Source organism: Streptomyces sp. NPDC042364, assembly GCF_056437585.1.
The window spans coordinates 410701-435661 of the sequence record NZ_JBWKAJ010000001.1 but is presented as its reverse complement, the minus strand read 5'-3'; the positions used below and the strand labels follow the sequence as shown (position 1 = coordinate 435661).

Here is a 24961-nt window from a genome sequence, read left to right as displayed (position 1 = left end):
AAACGTTAGGTGGAAGGTAGCTGATGCTCCCATGGGTGTCTCCACCTCGTCCCCGGAAAAGGGGACGGTTCTCGTCACGGTCGATTTCCCGCCGGTGAACGCCCTGCCGGTGCGGGGGTGGTTCGAGCTGGCCGACGCGGTGCGTGCGGCGGGTCGTGATCCGGCGGTCGGGTGTGTGGTGCTCGCGGCGGAGGGGCGCGGGTTCAACGCGGGCGTCGACATCAAGGAGATCCAGGCGGCGGGGCGGAGCGCGCTGCTCGGCGCCAACCAGGGCTGCGCGGATGCCTTCGCGGCGGTGTACGAGTGCGAGGTGCCGGTGGTGGCGGCGGTGCAGGGCTTCTGTCTGGGCGGCGGGATCGGGCTGGTCGGCAACGCGGACGCGATCGTGGCGAGCGAGGACGCGACGTTCGGGCTGCCCGAGCTGGACCGGGGGGCGCTCGGGGCGGCGACGCATCTGGCGCGGCTGGTGCCGCAGCATCTGATGCGGGCGCTGTACTACACCTCGCGTACGGCGACCGCTGCCGAGCTGCGGGCGCACGGCTCGGTGTGGCGGGTGGTGCCGCGGGCCGGGCTGCGCGCGGCCGCGCTGGAGCTGGCACGGGAGATCGCCGCGAAGGACGGGCGGCTGATCCGGCTGGCCAAGGCCGCCATCAACGGCATCGACCCCGTCGACGTGCGGCGCAGTTACCGCTTCGAGCAGGGCTTCACCTTCGAGGCGAACCTCAGCGGGGTCGCCGACGAGGTCCGCGGCACATTCGGCAGGGCCGGGAAGGAGGGCGCGGATGAGTGACAAGACCATGACCGCCGAGGAGGCCGTCGCGCGGCTGGAGAGCGGGATGACCCTGGGCATCGGCGGCTGGGGATCACGCCGCAAGCCGATGACCCTGGTGCGAGCACTGCTCCGGACGGAGATCACCGATCTCACCGTCGTCTCGTACGGCGGTCCGGACGTGGGCATGCTCGCCGCCGCCGGACGCATCCGGAAGCTGGTGGCCGCGTTCGTCACCCTCGACTCGATCCCCCTGGAGCCGCATTTCCGGGCGGCACGTGAACGGGGGGCGTTCGAGCTGATGGAGGTCGACGAGGCGATGTTCATGTGGGGGCTGCGCGCCGCGGCGAACCGGCTGCCCTTCCTGCCGGTGCGCGCGGGCATCGGCTCGGACGTGATGCGGGTCAACCCCTCCCTACGGACCGTCACCTCGCCGTACGACGACGGGGAGACCTTCGCCGCGATGCCCGCCCTGCGTATGAACGCGGCGTTCGTGCACGTCAACCGGGCCGACCGGCTCGGCAACGGCCAGTACCTCGGCCCGGATCCGTACTTCGACGACCTGTTCTGCGAGGCGGCCGACACCGCGTACGTCTCGTGTGAGCGGATCGTGGACACGGCGGAGCTGACCAAGGCGGCGCCACCCCAGTCGCTGCTGGTCAAGCGGCATGTGGTGACGGGTGTGGTGGAGGCGCCGAACGGGGCGCACTTCACGTCGTGCGCGCCGGACCACGGGCGGGACGAGGCCTTCCAGAAGCTGTACGCGGCCACCGCGTGGCCGGAGTTCGCCGAGCGGTTCCTCACCGGTGACGAACACGCCTACCAGGCGGCCGTGCGCGCCTGGCAGAAGGAGGGGACATGACCGGACGGGGCATGGGCGGAGAAGGGGCCGGTGAAGGCACGGGCGGAGCGAGCCGCGCGGAGTACTGCGTGATCGCGTGCGCCGAGGCCTGGCGCGGGGCCGGGGAGATCCTGGCGAGCCCGATGGGCCTGATCCCGTCGCTGGGCGCACGGCTCGCGAGGCGGACGTTCGCACCGGACCTGCTGCTCACCGACGGTGAGGCGCTGCTGGTGGGTCTGGACGGCACCGTCGAGGGGTGGCTGCCCTACCGGCAGCACCTGGCCCTGGTCACCGGCGGGCGGCGCCACGTGATGATGGGCGCGAGCCAGATCGACCGGTACGGCAACCAGAACATCTCCTGCGTCGGTGACTGGGCCCGGCCCGGGCGCCAGTTGCTCGGGGTGCGGGGCGCGCCGGTCAACACCCTGAACAACGACACCAGTTACTGGGTGCCCCGGCATTCCCGGCGGGTGTTCGTGGAGAAGGTCGACATGGTGTGCGGGGTGGGGTACGACCGCGCCGCCGGGCATCCGGCGACCGCCCGCTTCCACCGGCTCCCCCGTGTCGTGTCCGATCTCGGGGTGTTCGACTTCGCGACCCCGGACCGCTCGATGCGGCTGGCCTCGCTGCACCCGGGGGTGACGGTCGAGCAGGTGGCGGAGGCGACCGGGTTCGCGCTGGCCGTACCCGGCGAGGTGCCGTACACGCGGGAACCGTCGGCGGAGGAGCTGCGGCTGATCCGTGAGGTGCTCGACCCGGAGAACGCCCGAGCGCGGGAGGTCCGGGGGTGATGGACACCGCCCTCACCCGGCTCGTGGGCGTCCGCCATCCGATCGTGCAGACGGGGATGGGCTGGGTGGCCGGCCCCCGTCTGGTGTCCGCCACGGCCGAGGCGGGCGCCCTCGGCATCCTGGCCTCCGCGACCATGAGCCCGGACCGGCTCCGGGACGCCGTACGGGAGGTGAAGTCCCGCACGGAGGCGCCGTTCGGGGTGAATCTGCGGGCCGACGCCGGGGACGCCCGGGAGCGGGTGCGGATCATCGTGGAGGAGGGCGTGCGGGTGGCGTCGTTCGCGCTCGCGCCGTCCAGGGAGCTGATCGCCGAGCTGAAGGACGCGGGTGTGGTCGTCATCCCGTCCGTCGGGGCCCGGCGGCATGCCGAGAAGGTGGCGGCGTGGGGTGCGGACGCGGTGGTGGTGCAGGGCGGGGAGGGCGGCGGGCACACCGGTGACGTGGCGACGACCGTACTCCTGCCGCAGGTGGTGGACGCCGTCGGCATTCCCGTCGTCGGCGCGGGCGGCTTCCACGACGGACGGGGACTGGCCGCCGCGCTCGCGTTCGGGGCGGCCGGTGTCGCGATGGGCACGCGGTTCTTGCTCACCTCGGACTCGACGGTGCCGGACACGGTCAAGGCCCGCTATCTGGCGGCGACGGTCAAGGATGTCACCGTCACCAGGGCGGTGGACGGGCTGCCGCACCGCATGCTCCGCACGGAGTTCGTCGACGCGCTGGAGAGGTCCGGCCGGGCCCGTGCCCTGCTGCATGCCGTGCGCCGGGCGGCCGGGTTCCGGCGGATCTCGGGGCTCACCTGGCGCGGGATGATCCGCGACGGGCTCGCGGTGCGGCACGGCAAGGACCTCACCTGGAGCCAGGTCCTGCTCGCCGCCAACACCCCGATGCTGCTGAGGGCCGCGATGGTCGACGGCCGGACGGACCTCGGCGTCATGGCCTCCGGGCAGGTCGCGGGGGTGATCGACGACCTGCCGTCGTGCGCGGAACTGGTGGAGCGGATCGTGCAGGAGGCGGAGGAGGTACTGGCGTCCTTGGGCCGCTTCGCCGCGGACCGGTGACCGGGGCGGCTCCGGGCCGCCCACCCGTCGGCCCGGTGGGCCTCAGAGGCGCTCGATGATCGTCACGTTCGCCTGGCCGCCTCCCTCGCACATGGTCTGGAGTCCGTAGCGGCCGCCCGTGCGCTCCAGTTCGTGCAGGAGGGTCGTCATGAGCCTGGCGCCCGTCGCGCCCAGCGGATGGCCGAGGGCGATGGCGCCGCCGTTGACGTTGACCTTCTCCGGGTCGGCTCCCGTCTCCTTCAGCCAGGCGAGGACGACGGGGGCGAACGCCTCGTTGATCTCGACGAGGTCGATGGCGTCGAGGGAGAGCCCGGCCTTCTTCAGGGCGTACGCGGTCGCCGGTATCGGCGCGGTGAGCATCCGGATGGGGTCCTCACCGCGTACCGAGAGGTGATGGACGCGGGCGCGCGGGGTGAGCCCGTGTTCCTCGACGGCCCGGTCGGAGGCGAGGAGCAGCGCGGCGGCGCCGTCGGAGACCTGGGAGGAGCAGGCGGCGGTGACCGTGCCGCCGTCGATGACGGGCTTCAGCGCGGCCATCTTCTCCAGCGAGGTGTCCCGGCGCGGCCCCTCGTCGACGGTCACGTCCCCGTAGGGCACGGTCTCCCGGCCGAAGCGGCCCTCGTCGACGGCGCGTACCGCCCGCCGGTGGGACCGCAGCGCGTACTCCTCCTGGTCGCGGCGGGTGATGCCCCACTTGGCGGCGATCATCTCGGCGCCGGCGAACTGGTTGACGGGCCGGTCCCCGTACCGGGCGCGCCAGCCCTCGCTGCCGGCGAACGGGCCCTCGGTGAGGCCGAGGGGCACGGCGGCCTGGCGGGAGGCGAAGGCGATGGGGACCATCGTCATGTTCTGGACGCCGCCGGCGACGACGAGGTCCTGGGTGCCGGACAGGACGGCCTGGGCCGCGAAGTGCACGGCCTGCTGGGAGGAACCGCACTGCCGGTCGACGGTGGTGCCCGGCACCTCCTCGGGCAGCCCGGCGGCCAGCCAGCTGGTGCGGGCGATGTCGCCGGCCTGCGGCCCCACGGTGTCCAGGCAGCCGAAGACGACGTCCTCCACGGCCGCGGGGTCCACGCCCGCGCGCGCGACGAGCGCCTTGAGTACGTGCGCGCCGAGGTCGGCCGGGTGCACCCCGCCGAGCCCTCCCGCGCGCCGCCCGACGGGCGTACGGACCGCTTCGACGATGTAGGCCTCGGCCATGGCGACTCCCCGGACTCTGGGCTTGAGTTGGTGGTCAGGTACGTGCGGCGGCGATCCCGTCCAGCACCATCGACAGGTACTGCCGGGCGATCTGCTCCGGGCTGTACTGCCCGCCGGGCCGGTACCAGGAGGCGGCGACCCACACGGTGTCGCGCACGAACCGGTAGGTGACCCTCGTGTCCAGGTCGGCCCGGAACTCCCCCTCGGCGATCCCGCGTTCCAGCGTGGACAGCCAGGTCTCCTCGAACTTGCGCTGCGACACCTCCAGGAACCCGAACCGGCGTTCCTGCGCGATCAGCTGCTTCGCCTCGTTCTGGTAGATCTCGACGGCCGCGCGGTGCCGGTCGATGGCCAGGAACGACTCGGTGACCAGGGACCGGAAGGTCTCGCTGGGCCCCAGTCCGGCGGCCAGCACCGCGTCGTACTGCTCCCAGAGCTCGTCGAGGAAGGTCCGCAGGATCTCCTCGAGCATCGCGTCCTTGGAGTCGAAGTAGTAGTAGAGGCTGCCCGCGAGCATGCCCGCGTCGTCCGCGATCCTGCGGACGGTGGTGGCGTTGTACCCCTGCTCGGCGAAGACCTCGGCCGCCCTGTCGAGGAGTTCACGACGGCGGGCGGGGGCGGTGGTCACCTGGGGCTTCTTCTTGGTCGGCACGCTGTTCATTGTCCTCAAGGGTGCTGGCTGCTGACGGACACGACCTCGCCCGTCAGGTACGAGGAGTAGCCGGACGCGAGGAACACGATCACGTTGGCCACCTCCCAGGGTTCGGCGTACCGCCCGAGGGCCTCGCGTTCGGTGAGTTCCGCCAGCAGTTCGGGGGTGGTCACCTTCGCGAGGTGCGGGTGCATGGCGAGGCTGGGCGACACGGCGTTGACGCGCACCCCGTAGTCGGCGGCCTCGACGGCCGCGCAGCGGGTCAGCGCCATCACGCCCGCCTTCGCGGCCGCGTAGTGCGCCTGTCCGGCCTGGGCGCGCCAGCCGACGACGGAGGCGTTGTTGACGATCACGCCGCCGCCGGTCTCCCGCATGTGCCGCAGGGCCGCCCGGGTGCAGCGGAACGTGCCGTTGAGGGTCACGTCCAGCACCGTCGACCACTGCTCGTCGGTCATGTCGACGAGGTCCGAGGTGCCGCCGAGGCCCGCGTTGTTGACGACGACGTCGAGCCGTCCGTGCAGCCGGACGGCCGTGTCGAACAGGGCCCGCACCTGGTCCTCGTCGGTCACGTCGCACGCCGTCGCCGTGACCGCGTCCGCGCCGAACTCCCCGGCCAGCCGGGACTCGTGCTCCTTGAGGCGGCGGGTGTGCGCGTCGCTGATCAGCACCCGCGCGCCCTCTTCCAGGAAGCGTCGCGCGGTCGCCCCGCCGATGCCCGTGCCCGCCGCCGCGGTGACGACGGCGGTACGGCCCCGGAGGAGACCGTGGGCGGGGACGTAGGCCGGAGGCTCGACGTTCGTCATGAGGGCACGCTAACCTACCAAACACTTGTTAGGGAAGGTCGGGTGCTCGTCCGGAAAGAGGTGACCCCGTGGACCTCGCCCACTCCCCCGCCGACGAGGCGTTCCGCGCCGAGGCCCGCGCCTGGCTGCGCGCCCATGTCCCGCCCGAGCCGCTCCCCTCCCTGGAGACGGAGGAGGGCTTCGCGGCCCACCGTGCCTGGGAGGCGGAACTGGCCGCCGACCGCTGGTCGGTGGTGAACTGGCCGGTCGCGTACGGGGGCCGCGACGCGAGCCTGGCGCGCTGGCTGATCTTCGAGGAGGAGTACTACGCGGCGGGCGCCCCCGGCCGGGTCGGCCAGAACGGCGTCAACCTGCTCGCGCCGACCCTGTTCGAGCACGGCACGGAGGAGCAGCGGGCCCGGGTGCTGCCGCCGATGGCCTCCGGCGACGTGGTGTGGGCGCAGGCGTGGTCGGAGCCGGAGGCCGGTTCGGACCTGGCCTCCCTGACCTCCCGGGCGGTGCGCACGGACGGGGGCTGGCTGCTCGGCGGCCAGAAGACGTGGTCGTCGCGTGCGGCTTTCGCGGATCGCGCGTTCGGTCTGTTCCGCAGCGAGCCGGGCACCCCGAAGCCCCACCAGGGGCTGACGTACCTCATGTTCGACCTGCGGGCGCCCGGTGTGACGGTCCGCCCGATCGGCCGCCTGGACGGCAAGCCGGCGTTCGCGGAGCTGTTCCTGGACGACGTGTTCGTCCCCGACGAGGACGTCATCGGCGAGCCCGGCCGGGGCTGGTGGATCGCGATGTCGACGGCCGGCAGCGAACGCGGGCTGACGCTCCGCTCCCCCGGCCGCTTCCTCGCCTCCGCCGAGCGGCTGCGCGACCTGTGGGAGACCCGGGGGTGCCCGGCGGCCACCCGCGACCGTGTGGCCGACGCGCTGATCGGGGCCCGCGCCTACGAGTTGTTCACCTGGGCGAGCGCGTCCCGCTTCCTCGACGGCGAGGCCCTCGGCCCCGAGTCCAGCCTCAACAAGGTGTTCTGGTCGGAGTACGACATCGCGCTGCACGAGACGGCGCTGGAACTGCTGGGTGAGGCGGGCGAGTTCGCGGACGGCGACTGGTCGGAGGGTTACGTCTTCTCCCTCGCCGGCCCCATCTACGCCGGCACCAACGAGATCCAGCGGGACATCATCGCCGAACGCCTGCTGGGCCTGCCGAGGGGACGCCGCGCGTGAATCCCCGCGCCCGATGCGCCGGAGCGGGGCGCGCGAATCCCCGCGCCCGAAGCGCGGGAGCGACGCACAGGCTCCCCCGCACGCCAAGCACAGGAGCGACGCACACGCACCCCCGCACCCCCGCACCCCCGCACCCCCGCACCCCCGCACCCCGAGCACAGGAGCGACGCAGTGCATCTCCGCGCTCGGAGCGCAGGAGCGCCGGACGCGAACGCCCCCGTGGCACGCGGCGGGCCGCCGCTCTCGCCTCTCCCGCCACCGGACGACCGACCGCCACCGCACCCCTCCCGATCCCGAAGGAGCGCCGCTGATGCGTTTCCTCCTCGACGCCGAGCAGCGGGCGTTCGCCGCGTCGCTGGACGCGATGCTGACGGCCGCCGACACCCCTACGGTCGTGCGGGCCTGGGGTCGTGGGGAGCCCACGGCCGGGCGGGCGCTGTGGGCGCGGGTCGCGCGGGCCGGTACGTTCGCGCTGGCGGCGCCGGAGGCGTACGACGGGGTGGGCCCCCTGCCCGTCGAACTGGCCGTCGCCTTCGTGCAGTTGGGGCGGCACGCGGTACCGGGCCCGCTCGTCGAGACGGTGGCGGCCACGGTGCTCCTCGCGGACCTGGACGACCCGGGCCCGGCGAAGCGGCTGCTCCCGGCACTGGTGTCCGGGGAGGCGATGGCCACGGTCGCGCCGCCGGGGTCGCCGTACGCGCTGGACGGTGACGCGGCGACGGCCCTTCTGTCCCTGAGCGGCGGCGAGCTGCGACTGGCCCCCGGCCATGGCCCGGTCCGCCCGTCCCTGGACCCGGCCCGCCGTCTGACACCCCTCTCCCCCGGTGGTGAACTCCTCGCCACGGACCCGCCCGTCGCCCGAGCGGTCCTCTGGGCCCGGCTGGCGGTCGCGGCCCAGGCCCTCGGCGTCGGACTCGCCCTTCTGGACCGGACGGTGGCGTACGTCGGGCAGCGCACCCAGTTCGGGGTGCCCGTCGGCTCGTTCCAGGCGGTGAAGCACCGGCTGGCGGACGCCAAGGTGGCCCTGGAGTTCGCGCGTCCGCTGGTGTTCGGGGCGGCGGTCACCCTGGACCCGGCGGACGTGGCCGCCGCCAAGGTCACGGCCTGCGAGGCGGCGTACCGGGCCGCGCGCACGGCGCTCCAGTCGCACGGCGCGATCGGCTACACGGCGGAGTACGACCTGTCCCTGTGGCTGACCAAGGCCCGTGCGCTGCGCTGGGCATGGGGTTCGCCGGACACCTGCCGCGAGGCGGTGCTCATGGGCGGTGGTCGCCGCCGGTGATCCGCCGGTACTCCCGCGGGCCGGTGCCGGGACGCCGTCACCTCCGCCGAGGCGGGCCGGGGCCCGCCGATGCGGACAACGGGCCCTCCTTGCGCACGGGGGTCGGGGGAACCTGACCAAGGCGCCGTTCGCTATTTTGTTCGCCGCCGTCCTCACCGGCTCGTCATCAGTCCGCATCCCGCAAGGAGCCGGCCGTGGAACCCCAGCCGCCCGAGTCCGCCCAGTCGCCCGAGGTCCCCGGGGCGCCCGAGTCCCCCCAGCCGCACCGGCCCGCGCCCCGGCCGTCGGACTCCCCGGAATCCCCGGCCTCCGAGGCCGCTCTGGAGCCCGCGGTCACCACCTGCTACCGCCACCCGAAGGTGGAGTCGTACGTCCGCTGCACCCGCTGCGACCGCTTCATCTGCCCGGACTGCATGCGCGAGGCGGCCGTGGGCCACCAGTGCCCCGAGTGCGTGAAGGAGGGCGCCCGGACGGTCCGTCAGGCCCGCACGGCCTTCGGCGGCCGGATCTCGGCGGTGCCCCTGGTGACGTACGTCCTCATCGCCCTCAACGTCCTGGCCTACGCCGCCGAACTGGTCCGCCCCTCGGTGGCGGACGACTTCGCGATGCTGGGCAGAGGGCTCGCCGGACCGGACGGCCTCCACTACGTCTGGCAGGGCGTCCACCCGCCCGGCTTCCACCCCGAGGGCGTCATCGACGGCGAGTGGTACCGCCTCCTGACCGGAGCGTTCCTCCATCTCCCGCCGACCGAGGGCACGTTCGGCATCCTCCACATCGTGATGAACATGGTCACGCTGTGGAACGTCGGCCGGATCGTGGAGGCACAGCTGGGCCGCGCCCGCTATCTCGCCCTCTACCTCCTGTCCGCCCTCGGCGGCTCGGTGCTCGTCCTGCTCCTCGCCCCCGACACCGTGACGGTGGGAGCCTCCGGCGCGATCTTCGGCGTGTGCACCGCGTACTACGTCCTCGCCCGCCGCCTCGGCGCCGACCCCGGCGGCACCAACCGCTTCATGGCGGGCCTGCTGGTCTGGCTGGTCCTCTCCGCGGTCGTCACCTCCTGGCAGGGCCACCTCGGCGGCCTCCTCACCGGTGGCCTCATCGCCCTCGCCTACGCCTACGCCCCTCGCGACCGACGCCGGGTCCTGGTCCAGGCGAGCGCCTGCGCGGTGGTCCTCGCCCTCCTGCTCGTGCTGGCGGTGGGGAAGGCCGCGGCGATGACGGGCTGAGCGCGGGGGCTCGCCGCCCCACCGCGTCCGCACATGCGACAGCGCCTGCCCAGTCGTCCGGTCGGGGACTGGCGGGCAGGCGCCATCTGTGTTCCGTACGCCGTTGTACGGGACGTATATGGGGGGCCGGGCCGAGGGATCAGACCATCAGCGCGCGGTCCGTCGGGCGGATCGGCGCCGGCAGGTCGCTCGCCCCGGTCAGGAAGCGGTCGCAGCCGCGGGCGGCCGAGCGGCCCTCCGCGATCGCCCACACGATGAGCGACTGGCCGCGGCCCGCGTCACCGGCGACGAAGACGCCCGGCACGTTGGTCTGGAAGTCGGCGTCGCGGGCGATGTTGCCGCGCTCGTCGAGCTCCAGGCCGAACTGCTCTACCAGGCCGTTCTCCCGGTCGGTGCCGGTGAAGCCCATGGCGAGGGTGACCAGCTGGGCGGGGATCTTCCGCTCGGTGCCCGGCTTCTGGGTCAGCTTGCCGTCGACGAACTCGACCTCGACGAGGTGCAGCCACTGGACGTTGCCGTCCTCGTCGCCCTCGAAGTGGGTGGTCGAGACGGAGTAGACCCGCTCGCCGCCCTCCTCGTGCGCCGAGGTGACCTTGTACAGCATCGGGAAGGTCGGCCACGGCTGGTTGGGGGCCCGGTCCTCGCCCGGCTTCGGCATGATCTCCAGCTGGGTGACGGAGGCCGCGCCCTGGCGGTGGGCGGTGCCCACGCAGTCCGCGCCGGTGTCACCGCCGCCGATGACGACGACGTGCTTGCCCTCGGCCGTGATGGGGGGCGCCACGAAGTCGCCCTCCTGCACCTTGTTGGCCAGCGGCAGGTACTCCATGGCCTGGTGGATGCCGTTCAGTTCACGGCCGGGGACCGGCAGGTCGCGCGCGGTCGTGGCACCGGCGGCGATCACGACGGCGTCGTACCGCTTCTTCAGGTCGGTCGCCTTGAGGTCGCGGCCGATCTCGACGCCCGTACGGAAGCGGGTGCCCTCCGCGCGCATCTGCTCGATACGCCGGTTGATGTGCCGCTTCTCCATCTTGAACTCGGGGATGCCGTAACGGAGCAGACCGCCGACGCGGTCGGCGCGCTCGTACACCGCGACCGTGTGACCGGCCCGCGTCAGCTGCTGCGCCGCCGCGAGGCCCGCCGGGCCGGAGCCGATGACCGCGACCGTCTTGCCGGAGAGGCGCTCCGGGGCCTGGGGGGCGACATCGCCGCTGTCCCACGCCTTGTCGATGATCGAGACCTCGACGTTCTTGATGGTGACGGCCGGCTGGTTGATGCCGAGCACACACGCCGACTCGCACGGAGCGGGGCACAGACGGCCCGTGAACTCCGGGAAGTTGTTCGTGGCGTGCAAGCGCTCCGACGCGGCCGCCCAGTCCTCGCGGTAGGCGTAGTCGTTCCACTCGGGGATGAGGTTCCCGAGCGGACAGCCGTTGTGGCAGAACGGGATGCCGCAGTCCATGCAGCGGGACGCCTGCTTCGAGATGATCGGGAGCAGCGAACCAGGGACGTAGACCTCGTTCCAGTCCTTCAGCCGGACGTCGACGGGGCGGGACTTGGCGACCTCACGGCCGTGGTTGAGAAAGCCCTTGGGATCAGCCATTGGTCGCCGCCTCCATCATCTTCTCGGTGATCTCGGTCTCGGAGAGACCGGCTCGCTCGGCGGCGTCCTTGGCGGCGAGCACTGCCTTGTACGTGCTGGGGATGATCTTGCTGAAGCGGGTCACGGCCTCGTCCCACTCCGCGAGCAGCTTCTCGGCGACCGTGGAGCCGGTCTCCTCGGCGTGGCGGCGCACCACGTCGTGCAGCCACTGCTTGTCGGTGTCGTCGAGCGCCTCGACGGCGTTCACGTTGCCGACGTTGACGTTGTCGCGGTCGAGGTCGATGACGTACGCGACGCCGCCGGACATACCGGCCGCGAAGTTGCGGCCCGTCTCGCCGAGGACGACCGCGTGACCGCCGGTCATGTACTCGCAGCCGTGGTCGCCCACGCCCTCGGAGACGACCAGCGCGCCGGAGTTGCGGACGCAGAACCGCTCGCCCGTGCGGCCGCGCAGGAACAGCTCGCCGCCGGTCGCGCCGTAGGCGATGGTGTTGCCCGCGATCGTCGAGTACTCGGCGAGGTGGTCGGCGCCCCGGTCCGGGCGGACGATCACGCGGCCGCCGGAGAGGCCCTTGCCGACGTAGTCGTTGGCGTCGCCCTCCAGGCGCAGCGTGACACCGCGCGGCAGGAAGGCGCCGAAGGACTGGCCCGCGGAACCGGTGAAGGTGATGTCGATGGTGTCGTCGGGCAGGCCCGCGCCGCCGAACTTCTTGGTCACCTCGTGGCCGAGCATGGTGCCGACCGTGCGGTTGATGTTGCGGACCTTGACCTGGGCGCGCACGGGCTGGGCCTCGGTCGCGTCGGAGGCGGCCAGGGCGTCCGCGGCGAGCTTGATCAGCTCGTTGTCGAGCGCCTTCTCCAGGCCGTGGTCCTGCTCGACGATCCGGTGGCGCACCGCCCCCTCGGGCAGCTCGGGCACGTGGAACAGCGGCTCCAGGTCCAGTCCCTGCGCCTTCCAGTGGTCGACGGCGCGCTCCACGTCGAGGACCTCGGCGTGGCCGACGGCCTCCTCGATGGAGCGGAAGCCCAGCTCGGCGAGCAGTTCGCGGACCTCCTCGGCGATGAACCGGAAGAAGTTCACGACGTACTCGGCCTTGCCGGAGAACCGGTCGCGGAGCGTCGGGTTCTGGGTGGCGATGCCGACGGGGCAGGTGTCGAGGTGGCAGACGCGCATCATGACGCAGCCGGACACGACGAGCGGGGCGGTCGCGAAGCCGAACTCCTCGGCACCGAGCAGCGCGGCGATGACCACGTCACGACCGGTCTTCAGCTGACCGTCGGTCTGGACGACGATGCGGTCGCGCAGGCCGTTGAGCAGCAGCGTCTGCTGGGTCTCGGCGAGGCCGAGCTCCCAGGGGCCGCCGGCGTGCTTCAGCGAGGTGAGCGGGGAGGCACCGGTGCCGCCGTCGTGGCCGGAGATGAGCACGACGTCGGCGTGGGCCTTGGACACGCCGGCCGCGACCGTGCCGACGCCGACCTCGGAGACCAGCTTCACGTGGATGCGGGCCTGCGGGTTGGCGTTCTTGAGGTCGTGGATCAGCTGCGCCAGGTCCTCGATGGAGTAGATGTCGTGGTGCGGCGGCGGGGAGATCAGGCCGACGCCCGGCGTCGAGTGACGCGTCTTCGCGACCCACGGGTACACCTTGTGGCCGGGCAGCTGGCCGCCCTCGCCGGGCTTGGCGCCCTGGGCCATCTTGATCTGGATGTCGTCCGCGTTGACCAGGTACTCGGAGGTCACACCGAAGCGGCCGGACGCGACCTGCTTGATGGACGACCGGCGCGCCGGGTCGTACAGGCGCTCGGGGTCCTCGCCGCCTTCACCGGTGTTGGACTTGCCGCCCAGCTGGTTCATGGCGATGGCGAGGGTCTCGTGCGCCTCCTTGGAGATGGAGCCGTACGACATGGCGCCGGTGGAGAACCGCTTGACGATCTCGGAGACCGGCTCGACCTCGTCGACGGGGATCGGCTGCCGGTCCGACTTGAAGCCGAACAGGCCGCGCAGCGTCATCAGCCGCTCGGACTGCTCGTTCACCCGCTCGGTGTACTTCTTGAAGATGTCGTAGCGGTCCGTGCGCGTGGAGTGCTGGAGGCGGAAGACCGTCTCCGGGTCGAACAGGTGCGGCTCGCCCTCGCGGCGCCACTGGTACTCGCCGCCGATCTCCAGGGCGCGGTGCGCCGGGGCGATGCCGGAGGCGGGGTACGCCTTGGCGTGGCGGGCGGCGACCTCCTTGGCGATGACGTCGATGCCGACGCCGCCGATCTTGGTGGCCGTGCCGTTGAAGTACTTCTCGACGAACTCGTCCGCGAGGCCGACGGCCTCGAAGACCTGGGCGCCGCGGTAGGAGGCGACCGTGGAGATGCCCATCTTGGACATGACCTTCAGGACGCCCTTGCCGAGGGCGTAGATCAGGTTGCGGATGGCCTGCTCGGGCTCGATGTCGGACAGGAACGTTCCGGCGCGGACCAGGTCCTCGACGGACTCCATCGCCAGGTACGGGTTGACGGCGGCGGCGCCGTAGCCGATGAGCAGGGCGACGTGGTGGACCTCGCGGACGTCACCGGCCTCGACCAGCAGGCCCACCTGGGTGCGCTGCTTGGTGCGGATGAGGTGGTGGTGGACGGCCGCGGTGAGCAGCAGCGACGGGATCGGCGCGTGCTCGGCGTCCGAGTGGCGGTCCGACAGGACGATCAGCCGGGCGCCGTTGCCGATGGCGGCGTCGGCCTCGGCGCAGATCTCCTCGATGCGCGCGGCGAGGGCCTCACCGCCGCCGGAGACCCGGTAGAGGCCCGACAGCGTGGCGGCCTTCATCCCGGGCATGTCGCCGTCGGCGTTGATGTGGATGAGCTTGGCCAGCTCGTCGTTGTCGATCACCGGGAAGGGCAGGGTGACACTCCGGCACGACGCGGCGGTCGGCTCCAGGATGTTGCCCTCCGGGCCCAGCGAGGAGCGCAGCGAGGTGACGAGCTCTTCGCGGATCGCGTCCAGCGGCGGGTTGGTGACCTGTGCGAACAGCTGGGTGAAGTAGTCGAACAGCAGCCGCGGGCGGGAGGACAGCGCGGCGATCGGCGAGTCGGTGCCCATGGAGCCGATCGGCTCGGCGCCGGCCTTGGCCATCGGCGCGAGGATGACGCGCAGCTCCTCCTCGGTGTAGCCGAAGGTCTGCTGGCGGCGGGTGACCGAGGCGTGGGTGTGCACGATGTGCTCACGCTCGGGCAGGTCGGACAGCTCGATCTCGCCGGCCTCCAGCCACTCCGCGTACGGGTGCTCGGCGGCGAGGGCGGCCTTGATCTCGTCGTCCTCGACGATGCGGTGCTCGACGGTGTCGACGAGGAACATCCGGCCCGGCTGCAGGCGGCCCTTGCGGACGACCTTGGCGGGGTCGATGTCGAGGACGCCGACCTCGGAGCCGAGGACGACGAGGCCGTCGTCGGTGACCCAGTAGCGGCCGGGGCGCAGTCCGTTGCGGTCGAGGACCGCGCCGACCTGACGGCCGTCGGTGAAGGTGACACAGGCCGGACCGTCCCAGGGCTCCATCATCGTGGAGTGGAACTGGTAGAAGGCGCGGCGGGCCGGGTCCATGGAGTCGTGGTTCTCCCACGCCTCCGGGATCATCATCAGCACGGAGTGCGGGAGGGAACGGCCACCGAGGTGGAGCAGTTCCAGCACCTCGTCGAAGGACGCCGAGTCGGAGGCGTCCGGCGTGCAGATGGGGAAGATCCGCTCCAGCCTGTCCTGCGGGCCGAACAGGTCGGAGGCGAGCTGGGACTCGCGGGCGACCATCCAGTTGCGGTTGCCCTTGACCGTGTTGATCTCGCCGTTGTGCGCGACGAAGCGGTACGGGTGGGCGAGCGGCCACGACGGGAACGTGTTGGTGGAGAACCGGGAGTGCACGAGCGCGATCGCGGAGGCGAAGCGGCGGTCGGACAGGTCCGGGAAGAAGGGCTCCAGCTGGCCGGTGGTCAGCATGCCCTTGTAGACGATGGTCCGCGCGGACAGCGAGGGGAAGTAGACGTCGACCTCGCGCTCGGCGCGCTTGCGCAGCACGAACGTCCTGCGGTCGAGGTCGATGTCCCGGGAGACGCCGTCGGTGACGAAGATCTGGCGGAAGGCGGGCATCGTCGAGCGGGCCGTGGCACCGAGCAGCTCGGGCGCGACGGGCACCTCGCGCCAGCCGAGGACGGTCAGGCCCTCCTCGGCGGCGATGGCCTCGATGCGGCCGGCCGCGTCGTCGGCGCCGTCCTGGGGCAGGAAGGCGATACCGACCGCGTAGGCGCCGGCCTCGGGCAGCTCGAATCCGGCCACCTCACGGAAGAAGCCGTCGGGCACCTGGGAGAGGATGCCGGCGCCGTCGCCGGAGTCCGGCTCCGAGCCGGTGGCACCGCGGTGCTCCAGGTTGCGCAGAACGGTGAGCGCCTGCTCGACCAGCGCATGGCTCGCCTCGCCGGTGAGGGTGGCCACGAAGCCGACGCCACAGGCGTCGCGCTCGTTGCGGGGGTCGTACATACCCTGCGCAGCAGGGCGAGCATCCATGAAGGACCACTTCTGGCCATTCGTGGAGTGCTGGGACGGCTGGCGCGGCGTACGCATCGGCTCTCCCGTCGTCGTCATGTGGCTGAAAGTCGCTCCCAGGCTCTTGAGGCTCTGGGGGAGCAAGTTGCCGAGGGACGACGTTGGCCCTCTGCGCGGAGTGCAAAATTTCGTGCAGGTTACATGATGGAGCGATTCTCGGGAACCGGGATAGTTCGTTCCAGCATGCGGACGCCGCGGCGCTGATCGGGTACGGCGCACGACGGCGGGAGCGAGGGGAGCCAGCCGGACAGATCCATGTCCTTCGACTCGGAGTGCAGGGAGCGTCGTCGCCCACTGCGAAAGGGTGCTGTGCAGGCGTCATTGCCGGCGGCGCTTACGGCTCATGCCCAGCGGTTAAGCATTCGAAACCGCGTAGTAACGACTACTTATGCGGTCCCTCGCATACGTAGCCATCCGATTCATCATACGGCCGCACCGAACAGTGTGCCCAGGGCGTACGTCACACCGGCCGCGGCACCCCCGAGGGCCAGCTGACGCAGCCCGCTGTACCACCAGCTCCTGGCCGTCACCTTCGCCACCAGCGCACCACAGGCGAAGAGCCCCAGCAACGCCACCAGCACGGCGGGCCACAGCGCGCCCGCACCGAACAGATACGGCAGCACGGGCAGCAGTGCGCCGAGCGCGAAGGAACCGAAGCTCGACACGGCGGCGACGGTGGGCGAGGGGAGGTCGCCGGGGTCGATGCCCAGTTCCTCGCGGGCGTGGATCTCCAGAGCCTGCTCCGGATCGCGCGAGAGCTGTCTCGCCACCTCGCGGGCGAGCTTCGGCTCGACGCCGCGGGCCTCGTAGAGGGCGGCCAGCTCCTTCTCCTCGTCCTTGGGGTGCTTGTGCAACTCCCGCCGCTCGACGTCGAGTTCCGCCTCGACGAGTTCACGCTGCGAGGCCACGGACGTGTACTCGCCGGCCGCCATCGAGAAGGCACCGGCCGCGAGCCCCGCGAGTCCGGCGACGACGACCGCCTCCCGGCCGGCCGTCCCGCCGGCGACACCGGTCATCAGCGCCAGGTTGGACACGAGCCCGTCCATCGCGCCGAACACGGCCGGCCGCAGCCAACCGCCGTTCACGTCGCGGTGGGTGTGATTGTCGCGGTGCGCCACATGCAGCGCCGCTTCGGTGTCAATGATCGCCATAGGTCGAACGTACGCTCGGAAATTCGCTTCTGCCAGCAAGGAAGGCCGTACTTACCTGCGTTCGGGAGTCACCTTCGCTCATCCGTACAGGGCCCTGCACAGATGTCGACCGGGTGATACCGGGGCGTTCGGGGGGCCGGTCGGGCACACGACGTGGCAGAGATCTTCACAGAGAAATCCTCAGAACGGATCATCTGCCCGCAGGGCTGCGGGGCCCACCGGCCGGAGTACGCACCGGGCACCGCGGAGCCTCGGGCACGGCCGGACGGCCGCGAGCACCGGACCCGGCACCACGGGGCGGCCACACCGACTGGCCGGCGCACCACCGCCCGGCCGCACGCACCGACCCGGGCACCACCACACAGCCGCACGCGCACCACCGAGCAGTCGCAAGCCAGGCAGTCGCGCACCGACCGCCGACCCCCGACCCCCGCTCCCTCTCGGACACGATCCGCTGGACCGGCCCTCGGGCCAGAGAGGCGCCCTATGCCTTCCATCGCCTGCGTCCCCCCGGCCCCGCTGCCGGGGGACGCCACCGGTCTCCGCGAGCGGGCGCGCGGCGCCATGCTCGGGCTCGCCGTCGGGGACGCGCTGGGGGCGCCCGCGGAGAACATGAAGCCCTCCGAGATCCGTGCCCGCTGGGGCCGCATCACGGGGTACGTCGCCGAGAACCCCGCGGGCACGGACGACACCGAGTACGCCATCTTCTCCGGGCTGCTGCTGGCCCGGCACGGCTCGGCGCTGACCGTCACCCATGTGGAGACGGCCTGGCACCAGTGGATCGCGGACCTGGACGAGGGGCCGTTCCGGGGCGCCGGCTTCAGCGAGCGCGGCACCCTGGAGAACCTCCGCCGGGGGCTCGCCGCCCCGATCTCCGCCCAGCACCGGCACGCCTGGAGCGACGGTCTGGCGATGCGCGCCGCCCCCTTCGGCGTGTTCGCTGCGGGCCGCCCCGCGGAGGCCGCCCGTCTGGTCGCCATCGACGGCTCGGTCAGCCACGACGGCGAGGGCATCTACGGCGGCCAGGCCGTCGCGGCGGGCGTGGCGGCGGCGATGGGCGGCGCTCCGACCATCTCGGTCGTGGCCTGTGCCCTGGCCGTCGTACCGGACGACTCCTGGACCGCGCGCTCGCTGCGCCGTGCGGTGGCCGTCGCCCACCGCGGCGAACGCGCGGTGCGTTCGGCCGTCGTCGTCGGCGGCTACCCGTGGACCGACCTGGCCCCCGAGGCGGTCGCGCTCGCCTTCGGCGCGTACGCGGCGGCGGACGGCGACTTCGCCGAGTCCGTCCTCACCGCGGTCAACATGGGGCGCGACGCGGACACGACCGCGGCGGTCGCGGGCGCCCTGGCCGGCGCCACCCGCGGCGCCTCCTCCATCCCCGCCGAGTGGACGGCCCTCATCGGCCCCGCACGAGGCAGCTGCCTCCCGTCCATGGCCGGACACCACGTCCTGGACGTGGCCGAACTCCTCACCCCGGACGACTGCGCCAAGTGGATCACCGGCCCCCTCCCCCCGACCCGCCCCAGCCCGCCCGCCTACGCCCTGGCCCCCGACGAGGAGACACGCCCATGAACCCGCCCAGCCCCTGGGACGAGGGCCCGACAGGAACCCACCTCACCCTGGCACCGCCCACCCCGGCACCGCCCGGGAACCCCTCGGAGCCACCGCCTGCCGCCGCCGAGCCGACATCCCCGGAGCACACGCCGGCCGCCGACACCGGGCCCGCCGCCGAAGAACCCCCTGCAGGCGCCAACGGCGAGCCCGCCCCCCGAGCACGTCCGACCACCGCCGACGGTCCGGCCGGTCCCCGGCGACCACCCGCGGCCGCCGACGGCGAGATCCCCCCACAGGGGCCACCCGCGCCCGACGCCGAAAGCGCGACGGCTGGACCGGACGGGCACGGCTCCCCCGAACCCGCACCCACACGGGCACAGGCACAGGCACCCACACCCGCCCGCACCCCCCGCATCACTCGCGCCCAGGCCCGCTCCAGAATCGAGGGCCTCCTCCTCGGCCTCGCCGCGGGCGACGCCGCCGGCTGGCCCGCCGCCCGCCACCGTGCCGCCCGCATGCCCGAGTGGACCCGCCGCCTCACCCGCGAACTCGACACCTTCGCGGAGCAGAACGCGACGACCACCCTCCCCGTGCCCATCGCCCTCAACCAGCCCCCCGAGCCCCTCCGCCTCGGTCCCTCCGACGACGCGGAGTGGGCGGCCTTCGCCGCCGAGGCCCTGCTGCGCGCCGGGGACGCCGCCGCCCTCGGCGACCTGAGCCTGGAGCGCCGTACCCGCGCCTCCATCGACCTCTCCTGGAACACCGTCGCCAGCGAGATCGCCGCCGCGGCGGAGCGCGCCCCCGAGGTCGAGTCCGCCGTCCTCCCCCTGCGCGCCCGGATCTCCGTACGCGCCGGCCTCGGCAACCTCGCCACCGGCCTGCGCCCGCCCGCCACCGGCCACGACAACCCGCACTACTTCGACGACGCGGCCTGCGTCCGCGCCTGCGTGCTCGCGGTGGCCCACCCCGGCGACCCCCGAGGCGCCGCCGAACTCGCCGAGTTCGACGCCCGCTACACCCAGGACGGCGACGGCGTGCACGGCGCCCGCGCGATGGCCGCCGCCCTCGCGCTCGCGCTCGCCGGCGCGGACGTCGACGTGTGCGCGGCGGCGGCCCTCGCCGAACTCCCCGCGGAGACGGAGATCGGCCGCAACGCCCGCCACGCCCTGGAGCTTGCGCACCGCCACGGAAGAGAAGGAACATTCGCTCTCGTACCGCTGCTGGAGCACCAGATCGTCGACCACGTCTACAGCTACGGCATCGCCGCCGCCGAGACGGTCCCCGTCGCCCTCGCCCTCACCACCGCCGCCCGCGGCCGGATCGCCGAGGCCGTCCCGGCCGCCGCCTGCCTCTCCCGGGTCGCCGACTCCGCCCCCGCCCTCGCCGGTGCCCTGACCGGCGCGCTCGGCGGCGCCACCGCCGTCCCGGAGGCCTGGCGGGCAGCCTGCCGCACCCTCTCCGGCTGCGCGCTGCCCCGCCTCACCGGTACGGATCTCGTACACCTCGCCGAACTTCTCGCAGCCACGGAACTCGCCGCCCCAGAGGCATGATTCGGGCATGACGCCCCCTATGCAAGCCCATCGCCACGCAGTACCGCATACCGCCGCAAGCCTCGAGGAACGCATCACCGGTGCCCTGGTCGGAGCCGCCGTCGGCGACGCCCTCGGCGGCCCGGTCGAGGGCTACACCCCGGAGCAGATCCTCGAACGCCACGGCGGCCGCGTGCACGGCGTCGTCGCCCCCTGGAACGGCGACGACTGGCGCACCGCCCGCCCGATCGCCCCGTACCACAAGGGCGACGGACACGTCACCGACGACACCTTGATGACCCACGCGCTGGTGCGGGTCTACGAGCGGGTCCGCGACCACCTCGACGCGTACGCGATCGCCGAGCACCTGGTCCCCGACATGATGACCACCCCGCGCTGGATCCCGGAGCTGGAGGCGGAGGCCCTCCTCCTGCAGCGGGTCTTCCTCGCCGAGAAGTGGCTGGTGGCGCGTCTCCACTACGGCCACGTCGACCCCCGCGAGGCCGGTGCCGGCAACATCGTCAACTGCGGTGCCGCGATGTACATGGCGCCGGTCGGCCTGGTCAACGCGGCCGACCCGCGCGGCGCGTACGCCGAGGCCCTCGACATCGCGGGCGCGCACCAGTCGTCGTACGGCAGGGAGGCGGCGGGAGTGTTCGCGGCGGCCGTCGCGGCGGCGTGCGCACCGGGCGCCACCGCGCAGTCCGTGGTCGAGACCTGCGTACGGCTGGCGAAGGACGGCACACGCGCCGCGATCGAGGCGGTGTGCGAGGTGGCGTCCCGTCACACGGAGTTCGAGTCGGCGCTGAAGCCGCTGCGCGAGGCGGTGGCCCCCTACGACACCGTCGGCCCCGACTACCGTGCGCCCTCCCTGGGCGCCCGCCGCCCCTCCCGTCTGCACGCCATCGAGGAACTCCCCGTCGCGCTCGGCATGTTGCTGGTGGCCCGCGGCGACTACCGCCACGCGGTCCTGGGTTCGGTGAACTACGGCCGCGACTGCGACTCCATCGCCACCATGGCGGGTGCCCTGGCCGGAGCGCTGGGCTCGGACGTGCCGGCGGACTGGGCGAAGACGGTCGCGGAGGCGAGCCGCCTGGATCTGCACGCGCCCGCCACCGCGTTGACGGAGGTGGCCGTCCGGATCCACGAGCAGGACGTACGCCGCCGCCGCGCCCACGAGGCCGCCTTCGCCACCCTGGCGGGCACCCGGTGACCGCCCTCCGGCTCACCTGGGTCCAGCCCGAGGACCTCCTCGGCCACGAACTCCAGCAGGCGGCCCAGGACGGCCGCGAACCCTCCGCCATCGCCACCCGCTGGAAGAACGCGGGCGGTCCCCGGGCTCCCCTCCGCGCCGGAGCCTCCCCCCAACCGGCCTCCCGCTACCTGCGGTTGCTGGCCGAGGACCTGCTGGACGAACTGGCGGACCTGCCCAGCGGAGCGGCGGACCGGGAGCCGACGGACCTCGACAGGATCAAGGCCCTGTGCCCGGACTGGCCCAGCGCACGCCGGGGCGCCGCGGGCGAGGCGGACGCACTTCCTGCGGCCCTGGAGGCCGCCTGGCTGGGCCGTGCCGTCGGCTGCCTCCTCGGCAAACCCGTCGAGAAGCTCCCCCTCACCGCCATCCGCCGCCTCGCCCAGGCGGCCGGGAACTGGCCCCTGAGCGCGTACTTCACCGCCCGCGGCGTCCCCGACGACCTGCTGGGCGCCCACCCCTGGAACCGCCGCTCGGCGCAGACCTCCCTCGCCGAGAACATCGACGGCATGCCCGAGGACGACGACCTCAACTACCCCCTGCTCAACCTCCTCCTGCTCGAACGCCACGGTCCCGGCTTCACCACCACCGACGTGGCGAGGCTCTGGCTCGACGAACTCCCGGCGGGCCGCACCTTCACGGCCGAACGCGTCGCCTACCGCAATCTGCTCACCGGTATCGAACCGCCCCGGACCGCACGCCACCGCAACCCGTTCCGCGAGTGGATCGGCGCCCTGATCCGCGCCGACGTGCACGGCTGGACCAACCCCGGCGACCCGGCGGCCGCGGCCGAACAGGCCCATCGCGACGCCACCCTCACCCACACCGCGAACGGCGTGTACGCGGCGATGTTCGTCGCGGCCGTCATCGCCGAGGCCGCCACCGGCGCCCACGACGTCCACCGCTGTCTGCGGACCGGCCTCGCCGTGGTCCCCGAGCACTCCCGCCTGGCGGAAGCGATCCGCCACGCCCTCCGACTGGCCGCCGAGGAGCGGGACTTCGACCGGATCGTCGACGAACTCCACGCCGCCTACGCCGACCACCACTGGGTCCACGCCATCCCCAACACGGCCCTGCTGACCGCCGCCCTCACCCACGCGGACGGCGACTTCACCGCCTCGGTGTGCCGTGCGGTGTCGGGCGGCTGGGACACCGACTCCGTCGGCGCGACGGCGGGCAGCGTCGCGGGCCTCCTGGCCGGCTCCCCGCAGGCGCTCCCCGACCGGTGGACGGCCCCGCTCAAGAACCGCCTGGCCACCTCGGTCGCCGACTTCAACGGCATCGGCTTCGACGCCCTGGCCCACCTCACCCTCCGGGAGATCCGCCGCTCATGACCCAGGCGTACGACCCCCCGCTCAGCCATCTGCGCGTCCTCGACCTCGCCACTCTCTTCGCCGGCCCCCTCGCCGCCACGATGCTCGGCGACTTCGGCGCGGAGGTCATCAAGGTCGAACACCCCACGAAGCCCGACCCGTCCCGGGGCCACGGCCCCTCGAAGCACGGCGTGGGCCTGTGGTGGAAGCTCCTCGGCCGCAACAAGCGCACCGTGACGCTGAACCTCTCGAAGCCGGGCGGCCGGGACACCCTCCTCCGTCTCGCCGCCACCTCGGACGTGATCATCGAGAACTTCCGCCCCGGCACCCTGGAGAAGTGGGGCCTGGGCTGGCCGGAGCTGTCCGCCGCCAACCCGCGCCTGGTCCTCGCCCGCGTCACCGGCTTCGGCCAGTTCGGCCCGTACGCGCACCGCCCCGGCTTCGGCACGCTCGCCGAGGCGATGAGCGGCTTCGCCGCGATCACCGGGGAGCCGGACGCCCCGCCGGTACTGCCGCCCTTCGGCCTCGCCGACTCGATCGCGGGCCTGGCGACGGCGTACGCGGTGATGACCGCGCTCGCCGCGCGTGACCGGACGGGCGAGGGGCAGACGGTGGACATGGCGATCATCGAGCCGATCCTCACCGTCCTCGGCCCCCAACCCCTCTGGTACGACCAACTGGGCCACGTCCAGCCCCGCACCGGCAACCGCTCCGCCAACAACGCTCCCCGCAACACCTACCGCACGGCGGACGGCTCCTGGGTGGCCGTGTCCACCTCCGCCCAGTCCGTCGCGGAGCGGGTGATGCGCCTGGTCGGGCGCCCGGAGCTGATCGACGAACCGTGGTTCGGCTCCGGCGCGGAGCGGGCCCGCCACACGGACGTCCTGGACGAGGCGGTCGGCGCGTGGATCGCCCGCCACACCCGGGAGGAGGTCATCGAGTCCTTCGAGAAGGCGGAGGCGGCGGTTGCCCCCATCCAGGACGTACGGGAGGTGATGACCGACCCCCAGTACCGGGCCCTTGACACCATCACGACCGTCGACGACCCCGACCTGGGCCCCCTGCGCATGCAGAACGTCCTCTTCCGCCTCTCCGCGACACCGGGCGCAGTCCGCTGGGCGGGCCGCCCGCACGGCGCGGACACGGACTCGGTCCTGACCGAGCTGGGCCTGACCGGGACGGACATCGCGGCCCTCCGAGAGGAGGGCGCCCTGTGACCGCCCGCCCCGCCACCGCCTTCCCGCTGACCTGGCTCTATGTCCCCGGCGACCGTCCCGAGGTGGTGGCCAAGGCCCTGACCGCCGGCGCGGACGTCGTGATCGTCGACCTGGAGGACGCGGTCGCCCCGGACCGCAAGGATTACGCGCGGTCCGCCACCGCCGAGCTGCTCTCGGAACCTCCGCCGGTCCCCCTCCACGTCCGGGTGAACGCACTGGACACCGCGTGGGCCGAGGACGACCTCAAGACGCTGGCCCCGCTCCCGGGCCTCGGCGCCCTCCGCCTCCCGAAGATCTCGTCCCCCGCCGACGTGGTCCGCGTCGCGGAGCGCACCGCTCCCGCGGACGGAGGGGCGCCCCTCCTCCACCCCCTCCTGGAGTCGGCACTGGCCGTGGAACGGGCGTACGACATCGCCGCCGCCCACCCGTCGGTGCAGGGCATCGCCCTGGGTGAGGCGGACCTCCGCGCCGACCTGGCCGTCCGCGACGACCGGGCGCTCGACTGGCCCCGCTCCCGAGTGATCGTCGCCGCCCGCGCCGCGGGGCTTCCCTCCCCCGCGCAGTCCGTCTTCCCGGACACCAGGGACCTCGACGGCCTGGCCCGCTCCTGCGCGCACGGCCGCGCCCTGGGTTTCCTCGGCCGTACCGCGATCCACCCCCGTCAGCTCCCCGTGATCGAACGCGCCTACGCCCCGACCCCGGCGGAGATCGAATCCGCCGAGCACATCGTCGAGGCGGCCGCCGAGACGCCCGGTGCCCAGGCCCTCCCGACGGGCCACTTCATCGACCCGGCGATCCTCGCCCAGGCCCGCCGCACCCTGACCCTCGCCCACCGCCCCACGAGACCCTGACCCGCACCGGGCCCCGGCCCGACGCGGGCCCCCGAAACCCGAGAACCCACCCGCCTGAGGAGGCGGGTGGGCGGGGAACATCCGGCGCGAA

Annotated in this window: 19 protein-coding genes; 13 read left to right on the top strand and 6 right to left on the bottom strand. The window is 73.0% G+C overall.

All coding sequences use genetic code 11. From position 1 onward, the window contains the following. The first annotated feature begins 31 nt into the window (after positions 1 to 31). The 4 genes from AC067N_RS01835 to AC067N_RS01820 are packed head-to-tail and all read left to right on the top strand — an operon-like array spanning position 32 to position 3459. Positions 32 to 790, top strand: coding sequence for an enoyl-CoA hydratase family protein (locus AC067N_RS01835; protein ID WP_478676895.1), 759 nt, complete (start codon positions 32 to 34; stop codon positions 788 to 790). Continuing rightward, positions 783 to 1631, top strand: coding sequence for a CoA transferase subunit A (locus AC067N_RS01830; RefSeq protein ID WP_478676894.1), 849 nt, complete (start codon positions 783 to 785; stop codon positions 1629 to 1631). The genes AC067N_RS01835 and AC067N_RS01830 overlap by 8 nt, the downstream gene beginning before the upstream one ends. Continuing rightward, the gene (locus AC067N_RS01825) at positions 1628 to 2401 is read left to right on the top strand and encodes a CoA-transferase subunit beta (protein ID WP_478676893.1); all 774 of its coding nucleotides are present in this window, start codon (positions 1628 to 1630) and stop codon (positions 2399 to 2401) included. The genes AC067N_RS01830 and AC067N_RS01825 overlap by 4 nt, the downstream gene beginning before the upstream one ends. After that, the gene (locus AC067N_RS01820; protein WP_478676892.1) at positions 2401 to 3459 is read left to right on the top strand and encodes an NAD(P)H-dependent flavin oxidoreductase; all 1059 of its coding nucleotides are present in this window, start codon (positions 2401 to 2403) and stop codon (positions 3457 to 3459) included. The genes AC067N_RS01825 and AC067N_RS01820 overlap by 1 nt, the downstream gene beginning before the upstream one ends. A gap of 42 nt (positions 3460 to 3501) precedes the next feature. Here AC067N_RS01820 and AC067N_RS01815 read toward each other — a convergent pair whose 3' ends face one another. The 3 genes from AC067N_RS01815 to AC067N_RS01805 are packed head-to-tail and all read right to left on the bottom strand — an operon-like array spanning position 3502 to position 6114. Beyond that, entirely contained in the window at positions 3502 to 4659 is a 1158-nt protein-coding gene (locus tag AC067N_RS01815) for an acetyl-CoA C-acetyltransferase (RefSeq protein ID WP_478676891.1), read from the bottom strand. 34 nt (positions 4660 to 4693) lie between these two features. Continuing rightward, complete coding sequence (locus AC067N_RS01810; RefSeq protein WP_478676890.1) at positions 4694 to 5311, bottom strand: TetR/AcrR family transcriptional regulator; 618 nt, start codon at positions 5309 to 5311, stop codon at positions 4694 to 4696. 14 nt (positions 5312 to 5325) lie between these two features. After that, the gene (locus AC067N_RS01805; RefSeq protein WP_478676889.1) at positions 5326 to 6114 is read right to left on the bottom strand and encodes an SDR family oxidoreductase; all 789 of its coding nucleotides are present in this window, start codon (positions 6112 to 6114) and stop codon (positions 5326 to 5328) included. Between the two features lie 68 nt (positions 6115 to 6182). Here AC067N_RS01805 and AC067N_RS01800 point away from each other — a divergent pair, with 68 nt between their 5' ends. The 3 genes from AC067N_RS01800 to AC067N_RS01790 all read left to right on the top strand — a co-directional run bounded on the left by AC067N_RS01800 (position 6183) and on the right by AC067N_RS01790 (position 9833). Next, positions 6183 to 7325, top strand: a complete 1143-nt coding sequence (locus tag AC067N_RS01800; protein WP_478676888.1) for an acyl-CoA dehydrogenase family protein — start codon at positions 6183 to 6185, stop codon at positions 7323 to 7325. Between the two features lie 310 nt (positions 7326 to 7635). Then, the gene (locus AC067N_RS01795) at positions 7636 to 8607 is read left to right on the top strand and encodes an acyl-CoA dehydrogenase family protein (protein ID WP_478676887.1); all 972 of its coding nucleotides are present in this window, start codon (positions 7636 to 7638) and stop codon (positions 8605 to 8607) included. Positions 8608 to 8927: 320 nt separating this feature from the next. Beyond that, a complete protein-coding gene (locus AC067N_RS01790) occupies positions 8928 to 9833 on the top strand; it encodes a rhomboid family intramembrane serine protease (RefSeq protein ID WP_478677175.1) in 906 nt (301 codons plus the stop codon). A gap of 139 nt (positions 9834 to 9972) precedes the next feature. On the opposite strand, the gene AC067N_RS01785 is transcribed toward AC067N_RS01790, so the two are convergent. The 3 genes from AC067N_RS01785 to AC067N_RS01775 all read right to left on the bottom strand — a co-directional run bounded on the left by AC067N_RS01785 (position 9973) and on the right by AC067N_RS01775 (position 17154). Next, positions 9973 to 11433, bottom strand: a complete 1461-nt coding sequence (locus AC067N_RS01785) for a glutamate synthase subunit beta (protein ID WP_478676886.1) — start codon at positions 11431 to 11433, stop codon at positions 9973 to 9975. Beyond that, complete coding sequence (gltB, locus tag AC067N_RS01780) at positions 11426 to 16021, bottom strand: glutamate synthase large subunit (RefSeq protein WP_478677174.1); 4596 nt, start codon at positions 16019 to 16021, stop codon at positions 11426 to 11428. Before gltB ends, AC067N_RS01785 begins: the two co-directional genes overlap by 8 nt. 404 nt (positions 16022 to 16425) lie before the next feature. Then, on the bottom strand, positions 16426 to 17154 hold the full coding sequence (locus tag AC067N_RS01775; protein WP_478676885.1) for a VIT1/CCC1 transporter family protein: 729 nt from the start codon (positions 17152 to 17154) through the stop codon (positions 16426 to 16428). A gap of 486 nt (positions 17155 to 17640) precedes the next feature. On the opposite strand from AC067N_RS01775, the gene AC067N_RS01770 reads away from it, so the two are divergent. Genes AC067N_RS01770 through AC067N_RS01745 form a run of 6 tightly spaced genes read left to right on the top strand, consistent with a single transcriptional unit; the run spans position 17641 to position 24870 of the window. Further along, on the top strand, positions 17641 to 18726 hold the full coding sequence (locus tag AC067N_RS01770; RefSeq protein ID WP_478676884.1) for an ADP-ribosylglycohydrolase family protein: 1086 nt from the start codon (positions 17641 to 17643) through the stop codon (positions 18724 to 18726). Next, a complete protein-coding gene (locus AC067N_RS01765) occupies positions 18723 to 20258 on the top strand; it encodes an ADP-ribosylglycohydrolase family protein (protein WP_478676883.1) in 1536 nt (511 codons plus the stop codon). Before AC067N_RS01770 ends, AC067N_RS01765 begins: the two co-directional genes overlap by 4 nt. Before the next feature lie 7 nt (positions 20259 to 20265). Continuing rightward, positions 20266 to 21450, top strand: a complete 1185-nt coding sequence (locus AC067N_RS01760) for an ADP-ribosylglycohydrolase family protein (protein WP_478676882.1) — start codon at positions 20266 to 20268, stop codon at positions 21448 to 21450. Next, on the top strand, positions 21447 to 22823 hold the full coding sequence (locus AC067N_RS01755) for an ADP-ribosylglycohydrolase family protein (RefSeq protein ID WP_478676881.1): 1377 nt from the start codon (positions 21447 to 21449) through the stop codon (positions 22821 to 22823). The genes AC067N_RS01760 and AC067N_RS01755 overlap by 4 nt, the downstream gene beginning before the upstream one ends. After that, positions 22820 to 24019 carry a CaiB/BaiF CoA transferase family protein gene (locus AC067N_RS01750; protein ID WP_478676880.1) on the top strand — a complete coding sequence of 400 codons (1200 nt, stop codon included), beginning with the start codon at positions 22820 to 22822 and terminating at the stop codon, positions 24017 to 24019. The genes AC067N_RS01755 and AC067N_RS01750 overlap by 4 nt, the downstream gene beginning before the upstream one ends. Beyond that, complete coding sequence (locus AC067N_RS01745) at positions 24016 to 24870, top strand: HpcH/HpaI aldolase/citrate lyase family protein (protein ID WP_478676879.1); 855 nt, start codon at positions 24016 to 24018, stop codon at positions 24868 to 24870. The genes AC067N_RS01750 and AC067N_RS01745 overlap by 4 nt, the downstream gene beginning before the upstream one ends. The last annotated feature ends 91 nt before the right edge of the window (positions 24871 to 24961 follow it).